A 19,429-nucleotide genomic window follows, 5' to 3' on the forward strand; every position below is an offset into this window, starting at 1 on the left:
CACATCATGAAAATCCTGCTCGCCGGAGACTCCACGGTCGCCAACTGCCCCACGCACGAATACCCCATGAGTGGCTGGGGAGCGCAGCTGCCTCCGCACGTCGTCACGTGGGCTGCCGTGCACAACTTCGCCAAGGGCGGGGCCAGTACCGAATCCTTCCGGGAGGAAGGGCTGTGGGCCCGGCTGCTGGCGGAGGCGGGCGGCGGCGACCTGGTGCTGATCCAGTTCGGCCACAACGACCAGAAAAGGCCGCACCTCGCGGCACGGACGGGTTACGCCGCCAACCTGCGCACCATGGTGGCCGACGTCCGTGCCCTGGGCGCGCTGCCTGTCCTGTGCACCCCGGTGGAGCGGCGGCACTTACTGGACCGCCCGTCGTCGGACGCTGTTTTGGAGGAGAGCCTGGAGGACTACCCGGAGGTGGTCCGCGAACTGGGCCTGGAGCTGGGCCTGCCGGTCATCGACCTGAACGCCTGGACCCGCGGGCTGTACCAGCGGCTGGGCAGGGAGGCTTCGAAGGATCTTTTCTGCCACTTCGGGCCGGGGACGCACGCCTTCTGGCCCGGCGGCCTCACCGACAACACACACTTCTCGCAGGAAGGCGCCGCCCTGGTGGCGGGGCATGTGGCCGCACAGCTTCAGACGCTGGGCTTCGGTCCCCAGCAACGCGGGGTCACATCCGGCCCAAAGAATGGCGAATATTGGGCCCAAAGTGACTCCGCGTTGTCAGGTACGACGGCGGGACGCGGCTAGGTGGGCGCCGCTGGCTTGGGCACGAAGGTGCTCTACAGCAACCCGCTCAGCGGTCCCGCGGACGTGGCGGACTGGGTGGCCGAAGGGCCGCTGAGCATGGGAAACCTTGGCGGCGCGCTGGAACTTTCCGGTTTGCTGGACCACGAGGAGTTTGGCGACCACGCCCACTGGACGTTCTGGTGCCCGGAGCAGTTCCCGGACGGCATCCGGATCAGCTGGGAGTTCTTTCCGGTGGAGGAACCCGGGCTGGCCATGGTGTTCTTTTCAGCGAACGGGCACGGCGGGCGGGATCTGTTTTCCGCCGGGCTCGCGCCGCGGACGGGCTACTACCCGCAGTACCACTCCGGCGACATCGACGCCCTGCACGTCTCCTATTTCCGGCACAAATACCAGTCCGAACGCGCCTTCCGCACCTGCAACCTGCGGAAAAGCGCCGGTTTCGAGCTCGTGGCACAGGGAGCTGACCCATTGCCGCCCGCAGAGGACGCCGTTGATTTCTACCGGATGGAAGTGGTCAAGGACGGCCGGCGGGTGGCCTTTTCCATCAACGGGTTGCCGCTGCTGGACTGGACGGACCCGTCGGAGAAGGTGCTGGGCGGAGGCCATGTGGGGTTCCGGCAGATGGCACCGCTCCGTGCGGCCTACCGGAACCTGGTGGTGGAGAAGCTGTAGCAGGGCAGGCCGATCAGGCCGCGGCTTCCAAGGCGAGTTCCTGGACCGCACACTGAAGGGCCCCAATGTCGAACCACTCGACGGGCAGCACCTCGTGGATGAAGGCATCAAAGTCAAAGGGGTGGCAACGCCCGCCATGGTTCCAGTAGAGGATCCAGAGGTCGATCAGGCCAAGATCATTGCGCTGCAGCAGGTGTCTGGCTGTGTGCCGCAGGTCGTCCATAACCAATCCTTGCTTCTGCTGCCCCTGCCCCACAAGGGCAGCGGCAGGGTTTGGCGGATCAGATTCTCCAGCGCGGCGTCACTGGGGTAAGGACGCTGAAGATGGCAGCGCCGCGGTGATGATCTGCTGTAGCTGCAGCGCGCTGTTTTCGGTGGTGCCGCTTGCGTCGATGACAGCGAAGCCGGGGTACCAGGGCAGCTCGGTGTAGGCCTTGTGGAACCGCTGGAGGTCCTCGAGGGTTTCCTGGTCCTCGCCCCTGAGGGCAATCCGTTCGTGCGCCTGCTCCGCCGGGATGTTGAAGTAGACCACTGCTTGGGCCTGCGGCAGCACCCCGAGCAGGGCTTCGAGCAGCCTGCGGCTGCGGATACCCCGGGCTTTCCGCAACGCCAACTGGCAGTACAGGTGCCTGTCCATGATGACCACCCCGTCAAAGCGGGCGGCGCGCAGGTGGTTGAGCAGGACGCTGAAGACCCTGACAGTGGTTTCAAGGACGTCTGCAACCTGGCCGGGAAGCGGCAACCGAAAGCGCTGGGCCAGGGCGGCGATGGTTTTCCGCCCGGAGTAGTTTCCCAGGACCAGCACCGGCGTGCCGGGCAACAGCCCGGCCACTGCCTCTGCTGCAGTTGATTTTCCGGCACCATCGATTCCCAGCACCACAATAAGGGTGGATGGTCTGATCGCGCGTTGTGTCATGTCTCTTTCTTACGGACGGGCGCTGTGCCTGCGGTTCGGGAAGCCTGTGGGCAGGCTGTGCAACAGGTCAGGGCGGCCGCCGGGTCAAAGTGGGAGCAGAATAGGGGAGTCTGCACTGGGAGGGAGACTGGGTATGGAGCCTGTAGTGGTTGATGGTGGCAAGGGCACCGTGGAGTTGCGTTCCGACGGCGTCATCCACCTTATCTGGGAGCCGCAAGTCCGTATAGAACAGCAGGACGCCCAGGCGGCTATGGCAGCCGTCAACGAGATAGCTGGGGACAGGACTTTTCCCATGCTGGTGGACATGGCCACTACCGAGAACGTCACCAGGGCGGCCCGCTCCGTGTTCTCGATCCCGTGTGCGGCGAACCGGATCGCGCTGCTGGGCTCCAGCCCGGTGGACCGGATCCTGGCCAACTTTTTCCTGGGTGTGCACGTCCCGCCGTGCCCCACCCGCTTCTTTACTTCCAGGCCGGAGTCCATGGCCTGGCTGCGGCAGGCCGGTTAGCCCGCCGCACTGCCAGGCCGGTTAGTTCGCGGACGGCGCCCCGGTACTCTGCCGAACCACCAGCTCGGGGGTGAAGATCACCGCGCGGTGCCGGGGATGCTGGGCTTCAACCTCCTCGGCCAGGAGTTCGATGGCCGTCCTGCCCAGCGCCTCGGTGGGCTGCCGGATGGATGAGAGGGGCACCACGGCGGAGACGGCGAAGTCAATGTCGTCGTAGCCGATCAGGGCAATGTCCTCCGGAATTCGGAAGGTGTGCGTCATGGTGAGTGACTGCATGACGCCGAGCGCCAGGAGGTCGTTGGCGCAGAAGATCCCGTCCGGCAGATCCCCGCGGTCCCGGGCCACCAGCGTGTTGCCCACGCTGCGTCCGGCCAGGACAGTCATGCCGTCTGACTGAAGTACCTCCAGGGTGGCGTCCGGCGCTTCCTTCACCGCACGCCGGGCGCCCTGCAGGCGGTCCGCCACCTGGCGGATGGACGTGGAGCCACCCACAAAGGCGAGCCGACGGCGGCCGGTGTCCAGCAGGTGCCGCGCAGCCAGGTACCCGCCGGCGTCGTCGTCAACGGCAACTGAGCTGAACTTGTCCTCGTCAGCCAGGCGGTCCACCAGCACGGTGGGCACACCGCGCTCGCGGAGATGGTCCAGGCGCTCGGTGACATCGCCCACGGGCGAAATGAGCAGCCCCTGGACGCGCTGCTCCTGGAACAGATCGATGTAGTTGGCCTCGCGGCCGGCGTCGTGCCCGCTGTCGCCCAGCAGCACCGCGCTGCCCTGGAGCGCGGCGGCGTCCTCGGCCGCGCGCACCACGGAGGTGAAGAACGGGTTTCCCACGTCCAGGACGATCAGTCCAATGGTGCGGCTGTGGCCGGCGCGCAGTTGGCGGGCAGCGTCATTTCGGACGAAGCCGAGTTCGTCGATGGCACGCAGCACCCGCTCCTTGGTCCGCTGCGAGACCCTGTCCGGGTAGTTCAGCACATTCGAAACAGTTCCTACCGCCACGCTGGCATGGTTGGCGACGTCCTTGATGCTGGCTGAGCGGTTCATGATTCTCCGTGCTGCTGGGCCGGGCGCATCCGCCTCCCGGTCTTGGTAAGGAACAGGTCCCGGAATGCTTGACACCTGCTCTCGTTCAAGAGTACTTTGAATCGTAACAATGAAACGATTCAAAGATTTGCGAGTTCAGGAGAGTTCCAAATGAGGGTGTGTTTCCGTTCCTCGGTCCAGCCGGCGCTGATTGACGAGTACCGCCGCCGCCACGCTGCCGTGTGGCCGGAGATGCTGCGGGCGCTGAAGGACGCCGGCTGGAACAACTACTCCCTTTTCCTCGGGGAGGACGGGCTCCTGATCGGGTACCTGGAATGCGACGATTTTGACGCAGCCCGGGCACGCATGGCGCTTGCCGGCGTCAACACCCGTTGGCAGGCCGAGATGGCCAAACTTTTCGAAAACACGGACCAGGCGCCCGATGAGGGGTTCCTGATCCTTGAGGAAGTCTTCAACCTCGACAGCCAGCTGGCGGCGGCAGAGGCCTCCGCAAGCTGAGAGGCGCAGGATTCCACACCCAGGGGCTCCAGCAGTGGGGCCGCACCGGAACACATCAGCACCAACCAGACCACAGCTCACCAAGACACCGGAAAGAACCACCATCATGAATGACGTAGCAACGGCGCTGGGCAGGCTCGAGGAGCTTGCCATCGAGGTCCCCTCGTGGGCTTATGGAAATTCCGGTACGCGGTTCAAGGTGTTCGGCACGCCCGGCACCCCGCGCACCGTGCAGGAAAAGCTCGCGGATGCTGCAAAGGTCCACGAGCTGACCGGGCTGGCTCCTACGGTTGCGCTGCACATTCCTTGGGACAAGGTGGATGACTACTCCGCTTTGAAGGAGTACGCTGCAGGGCTGGGCGTTGGCCTGGGCACCATCAATTCCAACACCTTCCAGGATGATGAGTACAAGTTCGGTTCGCTGACGTCCTCGAACGAGTCTGTCCGCCGCCGCGCGATCGATCACCACCTGGACTGCATCGAGATTATGCACGCCACCGGGTCCAAGGACCTGAAGATTTGGCTGGCTGACGGCACCAATTATCCGGGCCAGGATGATATCCGCGGCCGCCAGGACCGCTTGGCCGAGTCCCTGCAGGAGATTTACGCCGCCCTGGGTGCTGAACAGCGGCTGGTGCTGGAGTACAAGTTCTTCGAGCCGGCTTTCTACCACACCGATGTTCCGGACTGGGGCACCTCCTACGCCCAGACCCTCGCGCTGGGGGAGAAGGCGTTTGTCTGCCTGGATACCGGCCACCACGCGCCGGGCACCAACATCGAGTTCATCGTGATGCAGCTGTTGCGCCTGGGCAAGCTGGGCTCGTTCGACTTCAACTCGCGCTTCTACGCCGATGATGACCTGATTGTTGGCGCGGCGGACCCGTTCCAGCTGTTCCGCATCATGCATGAGGTGATCCGCGGCGGCGGCTTCGGCAAGGACTCCGGCGTGGCCCTGATGCTGGACCAGTGCCACAACCTGGAGGAGAAGATCCCGGGCCAGATCCGTTCGGTCCTGAACGTCCAGGAAATGACCGCCCGCGCCCTGCTGATCGACACCGAAGCCCTGGCCGAGGCTCAGCGCGCCGGCGATGTGCTGGCCGCGAACGGCATCTTCAACGATGCCTTCTACACCGACGTCCGCCCGGTCCTGGCCGAGTGGCGTGAATCCCGCGGCCTGCCCGCGGACCCGCTGGCCGCGTTCAAGGCCAGCGGCTACCAGAAGAAGATCAACGAGGACCGCGCAGGCGGCCAGCAAGCCGGATGGGGCGCCTAAGAGTTATGACGAACAAGACTGTTGAAGACCTGATTTCCCGTTCCAACCGCCTGGGCGCGGACAAGCGGAACACCAACTTCGCCGGCGGCAACACCTCGGCCAAGGGCACCGAGAAGGACCCGGTCACGGGTGAGGACGTCCAGCTGCTCTGGGTCAAGGGTTCCGGCGGGGACCTGGGCACGCTGAGGGCCCAGAACCTGGCGGTGCTGCGCCTGGACCGGCTGAACGCGCTGAAGAACGTCTACCCCGGCGTTGAGCGGGAAGACGAGATGGTGGCCGCGTTCGATTACTGCCTGCACGGCAAGGGCGGCGCCGCCCCCTCGATCGACACCGCCATGCACGGCCTGGTGGACGCCGCGCACGTGGACCACCTGCACCCGGACTCCGGCATCGCCATCGCTACCGCGGTGGACGGGGAGGCGCTGACTACGAAGATCTTCGGCAACAAGGTCCTCTGGGTTCCCTGGCGCCGCCCCGGGTTCCAGCTGGGCCTGGACATCGCCGCGATCAAGGAGATGAACCCGCAGGCCATCGGCACCATCCTGGGCGGGCACGGCATCACCGCCTGGGGCGCCACGTCTGAGGAAGCGGAAGCGAACTCGCTGTGGATCATCGATCAGGCCGAGAAATACATCCGCGAGAACGGCAAGGCCGAGCCCTTCGGTCCCAGGCTCCCCGGCTACGGCGCCCTGCCCGAATCGGAGCGCCGCGCGAAGGCAGCAGCCCTGGCGCCGGTGATCCGCGGCCTGGCCTCCACCGACAAGCCGCAGCTGGGGCACTTCAGTGATGACGCCGTCGTCCTTGACTTCCTTGAAGCTGCGGAGCACCCGCGCCTGGGCGCTTTGGGCACCTCCTGCCCGGACCACTTCCTGCGCACCAAGGTAAAGCCGCTCATTCTGGACCTGCCCGCCGACGCGACGGTTGAGGACTCCATTGCCCGGTTGCATGAGCTGCACGCCGACTACCGCGAGGACTACCAGGCCTACTACGACCGCCACGCCGATTCCGAGTCCCCGGCCCTGCGCGGCGCGGACCCGGCCATCGTCCTGGTTCCGGGTGTGGGCATGTTCTCGTACGGTGCGAACAAGCAGACCGCCCGGGTGGCCGGGGAGTTCTACCTCAATGCCATCAACGTGATGCGCGGGGCTGAGGCGATCTCCACCTACGCCCCGATCGAGGAATCCGAAAAGTTCCGGATCGAGTACTGGGCGCTGGAGGAAGCCAAGCTCGCCCGGCTGCCCAAGCCCAAATCCCACGCGACCCGCATCGCACTGGTGACCGGCGCGGCGTCCGGCATCGGCAAGGCCATCGCCACCCGCCTCGCAGCGGAGGGCGCGTGCGTGGTCATCGCTGACCTGAACCTCGAGAACGCCGAAAAGGTCGCCGAAGAGCTGGGCGGGCCGGACGTTGCCATCGGCGTCCAGGCCGACGTCACGGACGAAGCGCAGGTCGCGGCAGCGATCGACGCCGCCGTGCTGGCGTTCGGCGGGGTGGACCTGGTGGTCAACAACGCCGGCTTGTCCATTTCCAAGCCGCTGCTGGAAACCACCGAGAAGGACTGGGACCTGCAGCACAACGTCATGGCGAAGGGCTCGTTCCTGGTGGCCAAGGCCGCCGCGAAGGTCATGATCGCCCAGGGCCTGGGCGGGGACATCATCTACATCTCCTCCAAGAACTCGGTGTTCGCCGGCCCGAACAACATCGCCTACTCCGCCACCAAGGCAGACCAGGCCCACCAGGTGCGGCTGCTCGCCGCGGAACTGGGCGAGCACGGCATCCGCGTCAACGGCATCAACCCCGACGGCGTGGTCCGCGGCTCCGGGATCTTCGCCGGCGGCTGGGGCGCCAAACGCGCCGCCGTCTACGGGGTGGACGAGGAAAAGCTGGGCGAGTACTACGCCCAGCGCACCCTGCTCAAGCGCGAGGTCCTGCCCGAGCACGTGGCCAACGCCGCCGCCGTCCTCACCAGCAACGAACTGTCCCACACCACCGGCCTGCACATCCCCGTGGACGCCGGAGTGGCCGCAGCCTTCCTGCGATGAGCACCGGACGCACCCATGAAACTGCCCCGGCTTCGGCCGGGGCAGTTTCCGCAGGGCCCGCCAAGGTGTTCGCCGCGGTCGATATTGGCGCCTCCTCGGGCAGGGTCATCCTGGGCCGGGTTCGGGCCGGCGGGGACAACAGTGTGGAGCTCGAAGTTGTGCACCGCTTTCCCAACGGTGTGGTGGAGATCGACGGCGGCCTCCGCTGGGACTTCAACGCACTCTTCGGCGAGGTGCTCAAGGGCCTCGCCGCGGCAGCTACCGTCGCCGCCGCGCAGGGTGAGAGGGTGGCCAGCATCGGCATCGACACCTGGGCCGTGGACTACGGCCTGGTCAACGCCGCGGGCGAGCTGACGGGCCAGCCTTTCAGCTACCGCGACGACCGCAGCCGTACCGCCGTCGAGCCCGTGCACCGGAAACTGGACCCCGCGCGCCTGTACGGCACCACGGGGCTGCAGTTCCTGCAGTTCAACACTATCTACCAGCTCGCCTCCGAGCCGGACCTGGCCGGGGTGCAGGCACTCCTGATTCCGGACCTGATCGCGTTCCTCCTCACCGGACAGCGGCGGACCGAGGCGACCAACGCCTCCACCACCGGCCTGTTCGACGCCGTGGCGGGGGAGTGGGCCACCGAGTTCCTCACCGCCCTGGGCCTGCGAAAGGACCTGTTCCCGCCGCTGATCCAGCCCGGGGAAACCGTTGGCACCCTCCTGCCGGCCATCGCCGCGCAGGTGGGACTGCCCCAGGACACCCGGGTGGTGGCAGTGGGCTCGCACGACACAGCCTCCGCCGTCGCCGCCGTCCCCGCGCAGGAGGAAAACTTCGCTTACATCTCCTCCGGCACCTGGTCCCTCGTGGGGCTGGAACTGAAACACCCCGTCCTCACCGAAGCCAGCCGCGAGGCGAACTTCACCAACGAACGCGGCGTGGACGGCACCATCCGCTACCTCCGCAACATGGGCGGACTCTGGCTCCTCAGCGAATGCCAGCGGACCTGGGCCACCGAAGGATTCCGGCCCGAGCTCCCCGCGCTGCTGGCCGCCGCGGCCGCACTGCCGCCCGGCGGGCCGCAGATCAACCCGGATGATCCCTGCTTCATCGCCCCGGACAACATGCCCGAACGCATCCGCGCAGCGGTCCGCCTCGTTGGAGAAGTGCTGCCGGACGATCCCGCGGCCATCACCCGCTGCATCATGGACAGCCTCGCCACCGGCTACGCCCGCACCATCCGCGACGCCGAACGGCTCGCCGACCGTTCGGTGGACGTGGTGCACGTAGTGGGCGGCGGTTCCCAGAACCGGCTGCTCTGCCAGCTCACCGCTGACGCCACCGGCAGGAAAGTGGTGGCAGGTCCGGTGGAGGCCACAGCGCTGGGCAACGTCCTGGTACAGGCGCGCGCTGCGGGGGCCATTGACGGCGTGCTGAGGGACCTCCGGGCCCTGGTGGTTGCCGGCAGCCCCCTGGAGGTCTTCGCGCCGGAGCTTTCGCGGCTGTAACCCACGGCGGCGCCGGGCACATAGGGCGTACAGCAACCACACCAACAGGACGGACTCCGATGCCCCTCTTTGACCTCCCTCTGGCCCAGCTCCGGAACTACACCTCGGAGGTCACGCCGCCGGAGGACTTCCGCGAATTCTGGAATGCCACCATCGAGGAGGCGCAGGCGTTTCCGCTGGCCGCCTCCTTCGAGCCGGTGGAGAACCACCTCTCCGTCATCCACACCTTTGACGTGACGTTTGCCGGGTACGGGGGTGCCCCCATCAAGGGCTGGCTGCACCTTCCCGTCAACCGGGCCGCCGGCAGCAGGTTGCCGGTGGTGGTTCAGTACGTGGGGTATTCGGGCGGCCGGGGACTGGTGAACCAGGACACGAGATGGGCGCAGGCAGGTTACGCGCACTTCATCATGGATACCCGGGGCCAGGGCTACGGCGGGACGCTGGGCGAGACGCCGGATCCGCATCCTTCCGCCGGGGAGGTGGCACATGCGGGCCTGATGACCCGTGGTGCCGTCAGCCGGGAGGACTACTACTACCGCCGCGTGTACGTGGACGCCTTCCGTGCGGTGGAGGCTGCCCAAAGCCACCCGGCCATCGACCCGTCGCGGGTTGTCCTCGCGGGTGTCAGCCAGGGCGGGGGGATCGTTGTGGCTGTTGCCGGCTTGGCGGCAGGCAGGCTCGACGGCGTCGTGGCGGCCATGCCCGATGTCCCGTTCCTGCAGGACTTCCCGCGCGCCATCGACATCACCCCGCGGGGCCCGTACCCGGAAATCGCAGCCTTCCTCGCCCGCCACCGGGACCGGTACGAGCCCATGCTCGCGGTCCTGCGCTATTTCGACGGCGTCAACCTGGCCCGGTGGGCAACGGCACCTGCCTTGTACTCGGCTGCCCGGATGGACGACATCTGCCCGCCATCCACCGTGTTCGCGAGCTTCAATGCCTACGGCGCCGGCGCCGCCGATTCATCCGGTACCGGCGCGCCCAAGGAGATCGAGGTTTACCGGTTCAACAACCACGAAGGCGGCCAGGAACACCACTGGATCAGGCAACTGCTGTTTCTGCGCAAGATTTTGGGGTAAGTTCCTTCCTGCGGGTGTGAGAAAACGGTTTCCGAGCCCGCAGGACAAGGGACTCATGAAGAAGCTCAGCAGGCTCAGTGTTTTCGGCTACGGAGCCGGCGATGCTGCCAACAGCATGATCATCACCACCGGGAACATGTTCCTGCTGGTTTACTACACGGACGTCGCGGGCATCGGCGCCGCGGCGGCAGGAACGCTGCTGCTGGTGGCGCGGGTATTCAACGCCTTCACGGATATTGCGGCCGGCCGCATCGTGGACCGTGTGCACAGCAAACGCTGGGGCAGGTTCCGGCCCTTCCTGATGTTCGGCTTCATCCCCCTGCTGCTGAGCGTTGCGGTCTTCCATGTCCCGGACGTCGACCCCGCACTGAAACTGCTCTACGCGTACTGCACCTACGGGCTCGTGTGCGTTGCCTACAGCATGGTCAACGTTCCTTACGGCTGCCTGGTCGGAGCCATGACGCAGGACGCCAGGGACCGGGCCCGGCTTGGCGGCGCCCGGACCCTTGGCGGGTTGTCCGTGGGCGCCACTCTTGGCTTCTTCATCGCACCGCTCCTCGGGGCGGGGCAGGACATGCAGCAGGTCTTCACCTGGCTCACCATCGCGTTCGCCATTGTGGGATCGGCGCTGTATGCCTTCACGGGCACGATCTGCCTTGAACGGGTTCCCGGCAGTATCCCCAAAATCACCCTCAGCCAGAGCATCGCAGCCCTGAAGGCCAATTCGCCGCTGGTGATCCTGTGCGTCAGTTCCATCCTCTTCGTCACCGGCACATCCGCCACCGCCGCCTCCCAGTTCTACTACCTCCGCGACGTTATATTCCGTGTGGACCTGTTCCCGGTCATGGCCGGCGCGCAGGTGGCCATCACCTTGATATTGGCCGTCCTGATGCCGCGTCCGGTGGCGCGGTGGGGCAAGCGCGCCGTCTACAGCGCGGGCGGGGGACTCGGGACGCTCGGCGGCGCGCTGGTCTTCCTCGCGCCCGCGGACGTTCCACTGCTCGGCTTGGCAGGCCTCGTCCTGGGGCTCCTTGCGTCGGCCTCGGTCAGCATCCTCACGTGGGCTCTGATCGCCGACACCGTGGAGTACGGCGAATGGAAAACCGGAGTCCGGGTCCAGGGCATCAACTACGCACTCCTGGCCGCCACCCGGAAACTGGGCATGGGTTTCGGCGGAGCCCTGGTAGCCTTCTCGCTCGCCTGGGGCGGCTACGTCTCCGGCACGGCCGAGCAATCTGAGGCAGCCACCCTCGCCATCAGGGCAGCGGCGGGGCTGCTCCCCGGAGCGCTGGTGCTGGCCGCCGTCGGGATCATGCACTGGTACCGCCTGACAGACCAAAGGCACGCGGAACTGGTGGCCAGCCTGTCCCGCGATGCGACGTAACACTTTTGCGGCGGCGGCAGCTTCCGGTTATGGTTCATGGCATGACAAACCGTTGGTATGCGTATTTTTCGTTGGCTCTGGAGGGGCCCGCGTCTAACTGACACGCATCCAACTTTCCTTCAGAGCCAACAGGGCAGAGACTATTCTCTGCCCTTCGCCGTTTCTCCGGCGGGTTCTGACTGGGCCCGCTTCCCTTCTGGAACAGGACCCGAACATGAGCACCGCAACAGCCCCCGCAAGCGCCACCGCCGGCAACTCCCGCAGGGAATCCACGGCGAAGTCCACGTCCAACCTGCGCGTCAGCGAATTCACCGCGCTGCCCACCCCTTCCGGACTGATCGCGGAACTGCCGCTGGATGCCCGGGCGGCAGGCGTCGTCGAACGCGGACGTGACGAAGTCCGCGCCATCATGGACGGCGTGGACGACCGCTTGCTGGTGATTGTGGGACCGTGCTCCATCCACGACCCCAAGGCCGGGCTGGAGTACGCACGGCGGCTGGTCAGCCAGGCGGAGAAGCACAAGGAAGACCTGCTGATCGTGATGCGGACCTACTTCGAGAAGCCCCGCACCACCGTCGGCTGGAAGGGCCTGATCAACGATCCGCGCCTGGACGGCAGCCACGACATGGTCACCGGGCTCCGGACGGCACGGCACTTCCTGCAGCAGGTCACCGCGCTCGGACTTCCCACCGCCACCGAATTCCTCGAGCCCATCAGCCCGCAGTACATGGCGGACCTGATCTCCTGGGGTGCCATCGGGGCCCGCACCACCGAGAGCCAGATCCACCGGCAGCTCGCCTCCGGCCTTTCCATGCCCATCGGCTTCAAGAACGGGACCGACGGCGACCTCCAGGTGGCCATCGACGCCTGCGGTGCCGCCGCGGCGGCCCAGGCTTTCCTCGGCATTGACGGCGACGGCCGGGCCGCGCTGGTGGCCACCGCCGGCAACCCGGATACCCACGTCATCCTCCGCGGCGGACGCAAGGGACCGAACTACTCAGCGGCCGACGTCGAAAGCGCCTCTGCCAAGCTCGCCGGCAAGCAGCTGAACCCGCGCCTCATCGTTGACGCCAGCCACGCGAACAGCGGCAAGAGCCACCACCGCCAGGCCGAGGTGGCGCTGGAGATCGGCGCCCAGCTTGAGGACGGCGGGGCTTCGGCGCAGGCCATCGCCGGGGTCATGCTCGAAAGCTTCCTGGTGGGCGGCGCGCAGAACCTCGATGTTGCCGAGCACGCTGCCGGCCGGTCGGAGCTCGTGTACGGGCAGAGCGTGACGGACGCGTGCATGGATTGGGACGTTTCCGTCCCGGTGCTGGACCAGTTGGCTGCGTCCGCACGCAAGCGCAGGACGGCTAAATAGGGGAGTAAGTAGGGGGACGGTACTACTTTCACTTCTGCCACAGGAACATCTAGAGTATCTAGAAGGTGGTTGGTGGATGGCTCAGCATCGGAACACCGCATTGGCACGTACATGGGGTCACTGTTGTCCATCCGTCAGCAAAGGAAAATAGGGAAATGTCTGCAGAACAGAACTTCTCCAACGCGAAGTTCCTGACCGTGGCTGAAGTTGCCCAGGTCATGCGCGTCTCCAAAATGACCGTTTACCGCCTGGTCCACTCCGGGGAGATGCCGGCAGTGCGGTTCGGCCGCTCCTACCGGGTCCCCGAAACCGCTGTGGACCAGTACCTCAAAGGCGCCGTAGTGGACGGCCACACGGAAACAGCCTGAGCCTTCCCGTCGCATTCGCCGTAATTCCGCCGGTCGGAGTCCCTCCGGTCAGAAGCCGCCCCCGATAGGCGGTACCCTGTTAAGGAACGTTTTACGTCATTGTAAGAATCTGTCAGTTGTTCAGTTCGTAGCTCTGTCCACGAACACTTTCCATCAGACAGGTACTGCATCTAGTTTGTGAGGAACTTTCGTGGGTTCAGTTATTAAGAAGCGTCGCAAGCGTATGGCCAAGAAGAAGCACCGCAAGCTGCTTCGCAAGACCCGTCACCAGCGCCGCAACAAGAAGTAGAGATACTTTCAACAGCGTGGAAATGCCCGTCGCCTTCCGAGGCGGCGGGCATTTCTGTTCTACCCAACCAGGTAGCGCCAAGTGTCGCTTTGGGTGCCCGGAACGACACTTCGCGCTACCTAGATGCGGGGGCCACGGATGCGGGCGAAGCCTTTCCACAGTCCGTACACCGCACCGCCGGCGGTGGCTGCCTTGAGGCCGAACGTTGCCGCCCGCCTGCCGGCCCGGAAATCGTAGACCGGCCAGTTGTTATCGCGGGCATGGCGGCGGAGGCGGGCGTCCGGGTTGATGGCCACCGGATGGCCCACCAGGGTGAGCAGCGGGATGTCGTTGTAGGAGTCGCTGTAAGCCCAGCAGCGTTTAAGGTCCAGCTCCTCGGCGTCGGCGATCGCCTGGACGGCCACTGCCTTGGCGGAGCCGTGCAGGATGTCCCCCACCAGGCGGCCGGTGTACATGCCCTCGGAAACCTCCCCGACGGTGCCCAGTGCTCCGGTGAGTCCCAGTCGGGTTGAGATCACGGTGGCAACTTCGATGGGGGTCGCGGTCACCAGCCAGACACGCCGCCCCACCCGCAGATGCTGCTCGGCCAGGGCTTTGGCGCCCGGCCAGATCCGGGAGGCGATCATCTCGTCGTAGACCTCCTCGCCGAGGGCCTTGACGTCGTCCACGGTGATGCCTGCGGCCAGGGTGAGTGCGGAGTCCCGGACGGCGTGGACGTCGTCCATATTCTCGCCGCGGGCCACGAACTTGAATTGCTTCCACGCGAACCCGGCAGCCTGGGCAAGCGTGAAGGCGCCGCGCTGGTGCATCTTGCGGGCAACATGGAAGAGGCTGGCGCCGCGCATGAGGGTGTTGTCCACATCGAAGAACGCCGCCTCGCCGGGCTGCGGCGCCGCAACCGGCTTTGTGACTACGGCGACGTACTTCTCCTCGGGCATAAAGCTGAGTCTAGTCAATCCAGTCGGTGGCCACCGTCGGCGTCGCGGGCCCCAGCCAACGGGGATACGGTTAACCCATGGCTACACCGCGCGTCGTCCTGATCACCAAAGCTGACTGCCACCTGTGCGAAGAAGCGCGGGACGCCGTCGGCCGGGTCACTGCTTCGTTGGGGCTTGAGTGGACGGAAGAGCTGGTGGACCACCAGCCGGAACTGCGGGACCGCTACGCCGAGGAAATCCCGGTGGTGCTGGTGGACGGTGTGCAGCGCGACTTCTGGAAGATCGACGAGACCCGGCTGGAACGCGTGCTGCAGCGGGCCATGGCCCAGTAGGGAAGCAGTGCCGGTGAGCACGTACGTTTTGTGGCCCGCTGCTTTGTTGGCATCGGCCGGAGGGCTCTAGAGTGGAGTCACAACGCGATGCGAGGGAGGGGCTGGTGGCTTCGCTGGATCCAACTCCCCAGGCTGTCCCGGATCTTCCGGACACCACGGGTACGCCGGCCAAACAGATTCCACCCGCAGCGGTGGCCCGGCTGACGCTCTATTTGCGTGCCCTGAACACCCTGCTCGCCGAAGGGGTGGAGCGTGTCTCCTCCGAATCCCTCGCTGAAGCCTCCGGTGTCAGTTCAGCCACGCTGCGCAAGGACCTGTCCCACGTGGGCTCCTACGGTACCCGCGGTGTCGGCTACGAGGTGCAGTACCTCAGCCGTCACATCGCCGCGGCACTGGGACTGACGCACGACTGGAAGGTGGCCATCGTTGGTGCCGGCAACCTCGGCAAGGCCCTGGCGCGGTACGGCGGCTTCGAATCCCGGGGCTTCGACGTCGTGGCCATCTTTGACGCGGACCAGATGGTGGTGGGGAACGAGGTGGGATGGCTGCGCGTCAGCGACGTCGCCGATCTGGAAGCCGTGCTGCACCGGACCGGAGCGAACATGGTGGTACTGGCGCTGCCGGCCGCCGTGGCGCAGGATGTCTGCGACCGGGTGGTGGCCGCGGGGGTCCGCAGCGTCCTGAGCTTCGCCCCCGTGATGCTCCAGGTGCCGGAGGGGGTCAACCTCCGCAAAGTGGACATGGCCACGGAACTGCAGATCCTGGCTTACCACGCACAACGGGCGCAGGCCCCGGGGCAGACCGCCTAGGGTTCAGGCGGTTCCGGGACCCACGCCCGCAGGTGTGGAAAAAGAGCGTTGCTTACCGGCCGTAAGGGTTGCCCATGCCGCCGCCGTACGGATTGGCGAAGGGCTGCTGCTTCTGGAAGTAGGGAGCAGCTGCCGGCAGGTACAGCAGGACGATGGCGGCGATCCCCAGGAGCGTGCCGAGGGTTCCGATGCTCGGGACGCCGAACAGGCCGAAGATGGACAGCGCCGCGAAGACGGTCCCCAGGATCCGGGCCCAGTTCTTGCCCTTGCGGATGAAGAAGGCCACCAGCAGGTAGAGTCCTGCGCCCAGGAGCGCGAAGACCACCAGGGTGCCGGCAATGACGCCCTTGATGTCCTCGTAGGAGACACCGGCTCCGGTGCCCTCCACCTGTTGCTCGAAGGTCTGCCGGAAAACCGGATCATCCAGCTGGGTGAGTCCGGTAAGCATCGAAATGACGAAGATCGCGGCGGAGGCGATCAGCAGCCAGAACGAGATGTTGACCAGCTGCGGCACGCCTTGGCTGCCCGCGGGCTGCGGCTGCTCCGACGGGTACTGGCTGTAGGGGGACTGCCCGTATGGCTGCTGCCCGTACGGCTGCTGGCCGAAGCCCGGAGCCTGCGGTGGGTTCTGGCCATACTGCGGAGTGTTTTCCCCGTACTGCGGCGCACCGGATTGGCCAAACTGTGGCGGGTTCTGGCCATACTGCGGCGGGTTCTGCCCGTACTGGGGAGCGTTCTGCCCGTACTGCGGGGCATTTTCCCCGTAACGCGGCTCCTGGTTGCCCTGCTCCGGATCGTTGGGCACGGGGGGCGGGACGGGAGGATTACTCATGAGCTGTCCTTTGGCGTGGCGGGTTCTGGTAGGCTGCCGGGTTTCGGTCCTGTGCCCTACCCCCAGCATGGCTTAAGTCCACCGTACCCCCGGACCGGCGGCAGATGAGTCATTCCAGGGAGGTATTCCGCCCCCTGCCCGGGCGGTTGTCCTGTGAGGACCCGCTAGCCTCTGTTCCTTACCGCTGCAAACCATGCCTGCGAGTTGGGCAGCCAGAGCAGGACCGTTGCTGCGAGGCTGATCAGGAAGCCCGCCCAGTTGCCGCCTTGGCCAACCCGCATCGCCATGTTGATAAGGGCCAGGAGCAGTGCGACGCCGGTCAGCACCGTGAGGGCCAGCCGCGCCCACTGCTTTCCCTCCTTCATCCTGAGCGCAAAAACGATCTGCGCGGCACCAACGGCAGCGGCCAGCAGCATAAGCAGCACCACCCCAACGGCCGCAGCGGGCGCCGCGGCAAAAAGCACCAGCGAGGCGAGCATGCCCAGCATTCCGCCCAGAAGCCCGAGGATGCCGCCGAGGAACCAGATCCAGAACGAGACCTTGAGCTCGGTGGGAAGGCCCGCCACGGAGAACATGCCGGCGAAGCCGTTGCGGGGCCTGGTGCTGTCGAAGTTGCTCATGGCCATCACTGTAGCCCTGCGTGCCTGGGGAGGGGCCGGTTTAAAAGGCGGCACCCCGGCGCTGGCCGAAGCCGGTGCCGGGGTGCCGTGAATCAGGTGCGCTGATGCAGGAACTGCTGATGCAGGATCCCTGCTGGTGCGGGAACTACGCTGCAGGAGCGATGAAGGCGAGTTCGAGGTTGATGGCAACCTTGTCGCTCACCAGGACGCCGCCGGTCTCGAGGACGGCGTTCCAAGTCAGGCCAAAGTCCTTGCGGCTGATGGTGGTCTCAGCGGAAACGCCGGCGCGGGTGTTGCCGAACGGGTCCACGGCCACGCCGTTGAACTCGGTGTCCAGCGTGACGGGGCGGGTGACGCCCTTGATGGTGAGGTCGCCGGTCAGCTCGTAGCTGTTGCCCTTGGCCACGAGACCGTTGGAAACGAAGGACATCTCGGGGAACTTCTCCACGTCGAAGAAGTCCTCGCCACGGACGTGGCCGTCGCGGTTGGCGTCGCCGGAGTCGAAGCTGGCGGTCTGGATGGTGGCGCTGATTTTCGAATCTGCCACGTCCTGGCCGAGTTCCAAGGTGGCTGCGGCGTCCTTGAACTGGCCGCGGACCTTGCTGATGCCTGCGTGGCGGACGGTGAAGCCAATCTCGCTGTGGGAGTTGTCCAGGGTCCAGGTGCCGGTGGTGACGTCTGCGGGAAGTGCCATGATGTTTCTCCTTGGGGTGTTACCTGTTTGTCGGGTGGCGTTGAAGCTTCATTTGTTGAATCATCAACTAACTGCTGCATCCAGTATAAACATGCATTTGCATCTTTTGTTCCCGGGTTCGGAACATTTCTTCAAATACTTGAGTTCTACTGGGTGTAGAAGATTTCGGATCGCACGCCATCTTTGAGAAACTGGTAAACATGCCCCAAGCCACTGTCCATCTGCTCCGCCACGGCGAGGTCCACAATCCCGACGGCGTTTTGTACGGAAGGCTGCCCGAATTCCACCTCTCCGAGCTGGGAAAGGAGATGGCCCTGACCCTCGCGGAGCACTTCCGGCAGCGTGCCGAAAGCGGAGCGCGCATCACCTACCTGGCCGCCTCCCCGCTGGACCGGGCGCAGGAAACTGCCCGGCCGACGTCGGACGCCCTGCAGCTGCAGATCCACACCGACGAGCGGATCATCGAAGCGGAAAACTACTTCGAGGGCATGAAAGTTTCCAAGGCTGAACTGCGCAGGCCCAAGCACTGGCCGCGGCTGGTCAACCCCCTGCGGCCGTCGTGGGGCGAGCCCTACAAGCAGCAGGCAGCCAGGGTCATGGAAGCGGCGCAGGAGGCCCGCCTCCGCGCCATCGAGCTCGCTGACGGCGATTTTGGGACAGACGGACCGGAAGCGATCATGGTCAGCCACCAGCTTCCCATCTGGGCCACCCGGCTCAGCGCCGAGGGCAAGCCCCTGTGGCACGACCCGCGAAAGCGTGAGTGCACGCTGACCTCCATCACGTCGCTGGTGTTCGACGACGACGGCGCACTTGTGCGAGTCACCTACAGCGAACCCGCGGCGTCCCTTCTTCCCGGTGCGGCCAGCACCCCTGGAGCCTAGAAGTGACCGACAGTTTCACCACCAAGGGCCGGCCGGGCCAGCCCGCCACCTCCCGCCGCAGCGTGCTCGCCGCCGGCGGTCTCGCCCTGACCGCGCTCACCCTGGGCCTCTCGGCGTGTGCCCAGGAGGATGCCCTCGCCGAGCAGGCCAGGGCCGGGGACAACAAAAACTACGTGGCCGGCGACGGCTCCGTCACCGAGTTTGCGGCGGAGGACCGGAAATCCGCCGTCCAGGTCAACGGCACTTTGTTCAACGGCACGGCGGTTGCGCCGTCCGACTTCCAGGGCAAAGTCACCGTCCTGAACTTCTGGTTCGCCGCCTGCGCCCCCTGCAGGGTGGAGGCGCCCATCCTGGAAGAGCTGCACCAGGAGTTCCAGCCCCAGGGCGTGCAGTTCTTCGGCGTCAACCTGCGGGATGAGAAGGCCACCGCCGAAGCCTTCGACAAGTCCTTCAACCTGACCTACCCCAGCTTTGACGACAAGGACGGCGGCGTCCTGCTGGCCGTTTCCGGACTGGTTCCCCCCGGCGCTGTCCCCACCACGCTGGTGCTGGACAAGCAGGGGCGGGTGGCCTCCCGCGTCCTGGGCGAGATCCAAAAGGGCACGCTGAAAGCCCTCATCGCTGCCGCCGTGGCCGAGTAG

The 19,429-nt window shown here is 65.9% G+C and carries 23 protein-coding genes; 16 read left to right on the forward strand and 7 right to left on the reverse strand.

Annotated elements, in window-relative coordinates:
• The first annotated feature begins 6 nt into the window (after nt 1-6).
• Nucleotides 7-753 carry a rhamnogalacturonan acetylesterase gene (locus tag ACFVYC_RS10115; protein ID WP_387549480.1) on the forward strand — a complete coding sequence of 249 codons (747 nt, stop codon included), beginning with the start codon at nt 7-9 and terminating at the stop codon, nt 751-753.
• Between the two features lie 15 nt (nt 754-768).
• Complete coding sequence (locus ACFVYC_RS10120) at nt 769-1,425, forward strand: DUF1961 family protein (protein ID WP_387549482.1); 657 nt, start codon at nt 769-771, stop codon at nt 1,423-1,425.
• A 13-nt stretch (nt 1,426-1,438) separates the two neighbouring features.
• Here the strand turns inward: ACFVYC_RS10120 and ACFVYC_RS10125 are convergent, their stop codons facing one another.
• Nucleotides 1,439-1,648 carry a hypothetical protein gene (locus ACFVYC_RS10125; RefSeq protein WP_387549484.1) on the reverse strand — a complete coding sequence of 70 codons (210 nt, stop codon included), beginning with the start codon at nt 1,646-1,648 and terminating at the stop codon, nt 1,439-1,441.
• 78 nt (nt 1,649-1,726) lie between these two features.
• Entirely contained in the window at nt 1,727-2,341 is a 615-nt protein-coding gene (locus ACFVYC_RS10130; protein ID WP_387549486.1) for a thymidylate kinase, read from the reverse strand.
• 133 nt (nt 2,342-2,474) lie between these two features.
• Between ACFVYC_RS10130 and ACFVYC_RS10135 the strand changes: the two genes are divergently transcribed.
• A complete protein-coding gene (locus ACFVYC_RS10135; protein WP_387549488.1) occupies nt 2,475-2,849 on the forward strand; it encodes an STAS/SEC14 domain-containing protein in 375 nt (124 codons plus the stop codon).
• Between the two features lie 21 nt (nt 2,850-2,870).
• Here the strand turns inward: ACFVYC_RS10135 and ACFVYC_RS10140 are convergent, their stop codons facing one another.
• Complete coding sequence (locus ACFVYC_RS10140) at nt 2,871-3,893, reverse strand: LacI family DNA-binding transcriptional regulator (protein ID WP_387549490.1); 1,023 nt, start codon at nt 3,891-3,893, stop codon at nt 2,871-2,873.
• A gap of 150 nt (nt 3,894-4,043) precedes the next feature.
• Between ACFVYC_RS10140 and ACFVYC_RS10145 the strand changes: the two genes are divergently transcribed.
• The 9 genes from ACFVYC_RS10145 (at nt 4,044) to ACFVYC_RS10185 (ending at nt 13,682) form a co-directional block, all read left to right on the forward strand.
• Nucleotides 4,044-4,391: an L-rhamnose mutarotase gene (locus ACFVYC_RS10145; protein WP_387549491.1), complete on the forward strand. Its 348-nt coding sequence runs from the start codon at nt 4,044-4,046 to the stop codon at nt 4,389-4,391.
• Nucleotides 4,392-4,497: 106 nt separating this feature from the next.
• On the forward strand, nt 4,498-5,664 hold the full coding sequence (rhaI, locus tag ACFVYC_RS10150) for an L-rhamnose isomerase (RefSeq protein WP_387549493.1): 1,167 nt from the start codon (nt 4,498-4,500) through the stop codon (nt 5,662-5,664).
• Nucleotides 5,665-5,669: 5 nt separating this feature from the next.
• Complete coding sequence (locus ACFVYC_RS10155; RefSeq protein ID WP_387549495.1) at nt 5,670-7,706, forward strand: bifunctional aldolase/short-chain dehydrogenase; 2,037 nt, start codon at nt 5,670-5,672, stop codon at nt 7,704-7,706.
• Nucleotides 7,703-9,202 (forward strand): rhamnulokinase family protein, encoded by a 1,500-nt coding sequence (locus ACFVYC_RS10160; RefSeq protein ID WP_387549497.1) that lies wholly within the window; start codon nt 7,703-7,705, stop codon nt 9,200-9,202. Before ACFVYC_RS10155 ends, ACFVYC_RS10160 begins: the two co-directional genes overlap by 4 nt.
• A 59-nt stretch (nt 9,203-9,261) precedes the next feature.
• The gene (locus ACFVYC_RS10165; RefSeq protein WP_387549498.1) at nt 9,262-10,281 is read left to right on the forward strand and encodes an acetylxylan esterase; all 1,020 of its coding nucleotides are present in this window, start codon (nt 9,262-9,264) and stop codon (nt 10,279-10,281) included.
• Nucleotides 10,282-10,336: 55 nt separating this feature from the next.
• Nucleotides 10,337-11,665: a glycoside-pentoside-hexuronide (GPH):cation symporter gene (locus ACFVYC_RS10170; protein ID WP_387549500.1), complete on the forward strand. Its 1,329-nt coding sequence runs from the start codon at nt 10,337-10,339 to the stop codon at nt 11,663-11,665.
• A gap of 214 nt (nt 11,666-11,879) precedes the next feature.
• Nucleotides 11,880-13,025 (forward strand): 3-deoxy-7-phosphoheptulonate synthase, encoded by a 1,146-nt coding sequence (locus tag ACFVYC_RS10175; RefSeq protein ID WP_387549502.1) that lies wholly within the window; start codon nt 11,880-11,882, stop codon nt 13,023-13,025.
• 155 nt (nt 13,026-13,180) lie between these two features.
• Entirely contained in the window at nt 13,181-13,393 is a 213-nt protein-coding gene (locus ACFVYC_RS10180) for a helix-turn-helix domain-containing protein (RefSeq protein ID WP_104044967.1), read from the forward strand.
• Nucleotides 13,394-13,583: 190 nt separating this feature from the next.
• A complete protein-coding gene (locus ACFVYC_RS10185; protein ID WP_003792170.1) occupies nt 13,584-13,682 on the forward strand; it encodes a 30S ribosomal protein bS22 in 99 nt (32 codons plus the stop codon).
• A 119-nt stretch (nt 13,683-13,801) separates the two neighbouring features.
• Here ACFVYC_RS10185 and ACFVYC_RS10190 read toward each other — a convergent pair whose 3' ends face one another.
• Entirely contained in the window at nt 13,802-14,620 is an 819-nt protein-coding gene (locus tag ACFVYC_RS10190) for an HAD family hydrolase (protein ID WP_387549504.1), read from the reverse strand.
• A 77-nt stretch (nt 14,621-14,697) separates the two neighbouring features.
• Between ACFVYC_RS10190 and ACFVYC_RS10195 the strand changes: the two genes are divergently transcribed.
• On the forward strand, nt 14,698-14,952 hold the full coding sequence (locus ACFVYC_RS10195; RefSeq protein ID WP_387549506.1) for a glutaredoxin family protein: 255 nt from the start codon (nt 14,698-14,700) through the stop codon (nt 14,950-14,952).
• 104 nt (nt 14,953-15,056) lie between these two features.
• Nucleotides 15,057-15,761, forward strand: a complete 705-nt coding sequence (locus ACFVYC_RS10200) for a redox-sensing transcriptional repressor Rex (RefSeq protein WP_387549507.1) — start codon at nt 15,057-15,059, stop codon at nt 15,759-15,761.
• A gap of 52 nt (nt 15,762-15,813) precedes the next feature.
• Here the strand turns inward: ACFVYC_RS10200 and ACFVYC_RS10205 are convergent, their stop codons facing one another.
• The 3 genes from ACFVYC_RS10205 to ACFVYC_RS10215 all read right to left on the reverse strand — a co-directional run bounded on the left by ACFVYC_RS10205 (nt 15,814) and on the right by ACFVYC_RS10215 (nt 17,907).
• Nucleotides 15,814-16,593 carry a hypothetical protein gene (locus ACFVYC_RS10205; RefSeq protein ID WP_387549509.1) on the reverse strand — a complete coding sequence of 260 codons (780 nt, stop codon included), beginning with the start codon at nt 16,591-16,593 and terminating at the stop codon, nt 15,814-15,816.
• Between the two features lie 164 nt (nt 16,594-16,757).
• Nucleotides 16,758-17,213 carry a hypothetical protein gene (locus ACFVYC_RS10210; RefSeq protein ID WP_387549510.1) on the reverse strand — a complete coding sequence of 152 codons (456 nt, stop codon included), beginning with the start codon at nt 17,211-17,213 and terminating at the stop codon, nt 16,758-16,760.
• A 145-nt stretch (nt 17,214-17,358) separates the two neighbouring features.
• Nucleotides 17,359-17,907 carry a YceI family protein gene (locus ACFVYC_RS10215; protein ID WP_387549511.1) on the reverse strand — a complete coding sequence of 183 codons (549 nt, stop codon included), beginning with the start codon at nt 17,905-17,907 and terminating at the stop codon, nt 17,359-17,361.
• A gap of 200 nt (nt 17,908-18,107) precedes the next feature.
• Between ACFVYC_RS10215 and ACFVYC_RS10220 the strand changes: the two genes are divergently transcribed.
• Complete coding sequence (locus ACFVYC_RS10220) at nt 18,108-18,788, forward strand: histidine phosphatase family protein (RefSeq protein WP_387549513.1); 681 nt, start codon at nt 18,108-18,110, stop codon at nt 18,786-18,788.
• Between the two features lie 62 nt (nt 18,789-18,850).
• Nucleotides 18,851-19,429 carry a TlpA family protein disulfide reductase gene (locus ACFVYC_RS10225; protein WP_387549792.1) on the forward strand — a complete coding sequence of 193 codons (579 nt, stop codon included), beginning with the start codon at nt 18,851-18,853 and terminating at the stop codon, nt 19,427-19,429.

Origin of the sequence: Pseudarthrobacter sp. NPDC058329 (assembly GCF_042879835.1) — a bacterium.
Classification (GTDB): domain Bacteria; phylum Actinomycetota; class Actinomycetes; order Actinomycetales; family Micrococcaceae; genus Arthrobacter.

Excerpts from the sequence above, each read along its gene's own strand:
- ACFVYC_RS10220 (WP_387549513.1), top strand. The coding sequence starts at position 18,108 with ATGCCCCAAGCCACTGTCCATCTGCTCCGCCACGGCGAGGTCCACAAT.
- ACFVYC_RS10165 (WP_387549498.1), top strand. The coding sequence starts at position 9,262 with ATGCCCCTCTTTGACCTCCCTCTGGCCCAGCTCCGGAACTACACCTCG.
- ACFVYC_RS10130 (WP_387549486.1), bottom strand. The coding sequence starts at position 2,341 with ATGACACAACGCGCGATCAGACCATCCACCCTTATTGTGGTGCTGGGA.
- ACFVYC_RS10175 (WP_387549502.1), top strand. The coding sequence starts at position 11,880 with ATGAGCACCGCAACAGCCCCCGCAAGCGCCACCGCCGGCAACTCCCGC.
- ACFVYC_RS10195 (WP_387549506.1), top strand. The coding sequence starts at position 14,698 with ATGGCTACACCGCGCGTCGTCCTGATCACCAAAGCTGACTGCCACCTG.
- ACFVYC_RS10140 (WP_387549490.1), bottom strand. The coding sequence starts at position 3,893 with ATGAACCGCTCAGCCAGCATCAAGGACGTCGCCAACCATGCCAGCGTG.
- ACFVYC_RS10145 (WP_387549491.1), top strand. The coding sequence starts at position 4,044 with ATGAGGGTGTGTTTCCGTTCCTCGGTCCAGCCGGCGCTGATTGACGAG.
- rhaI (WP_387549493.1), top strand. The coding sequence starts at position 4,498 with ATGAATGACGTAGCAACGGCGCTGGGCAGGCTCGAGGAGCTTGCCATC.
- ACFVYC_RS10170 (WP_387549500.1), top strand. The coding sequence starts at position 10,337 with ATGAAGAAGCTCAGCAGGCTCAGTGTTTTCGGCTACGGAGCCGGCGAT.
- ACFVYC_RS10180 (WP_104044967.1), top strand. The coding sequence starts at position 13,181 with ATGTCTGCAGAACAGAACTTCTCCAACGCGAAGTTCCTGACCGTGGCT.
- ACFVYC_RS10215 (WP_387549511.1), bottom strand. The coding sequence starts at position 17,907 with ATGGCACTTCCCGCAGACGTCACCACCGGCACCTGGACCCTGGACAAC.
- ACFVYC_RS10135 (WP_387549488.1), top strand. The coding sequence starts at position 2,475 with ATGGAGCCTGTAGTGGTTGATGGTGGCAAGGGCACCGTGGAGTTGCGT.
- ACFVYC_RS10115 (WP_387549480.1), top strand. The coding sequence starts at position 7 with ATGAAAATCCTGCTCGCCGGAGACTCCACGGTCGCCAACTGCCCCACG.
- ACFVYC_RS10190 (WP_387549504.1), bottom strand. The coding sequence starts at position 14,620 with ATGCCCGAGGAGAAGTACGTCGCCGTAGTCACAAAGCCGGTTGCGGCG.
- ACFVYC_RS10210 (WP_387549510.1), bottom strand. The coding sequence starts at position 17,213 with ATGAGCAACTTCGACAGCACCAGGCCCCGCAACGGCTTCGCCGGCATG.
- ACFVYC_RS10155 (WP_387549495.1), top strand. The coding sequence starts at position 5,670 with ATGACGAACAAGACTGTTGAAGACCTGATTTCCCGTTCCAACCGCCTG.
- ACFVYC_RS10160 (WP_387549497.1), top strand. The coding sequence starts at position 7,703 with ATGAGCACCGGACGCACCCATGAAACTGCCCCGGCTTCGGCCGGGGCA.
- ACFVYC_RS10125 (WP_387549484.1), bottom strand. The coding sequence starts at position 1,648 with ATGGACGACCTGCGGCACACAGCCAGACACCTGCTGCAGCGCAATGAT.
- ACFVYC_RS10205 (WP_387549509.1), bottom strand. The coding sequence starts at position 16,593 with ATGAGTAATCCTCCCGTCCCGCCCCCCGTGCCCAACGATCCGGAGCAG.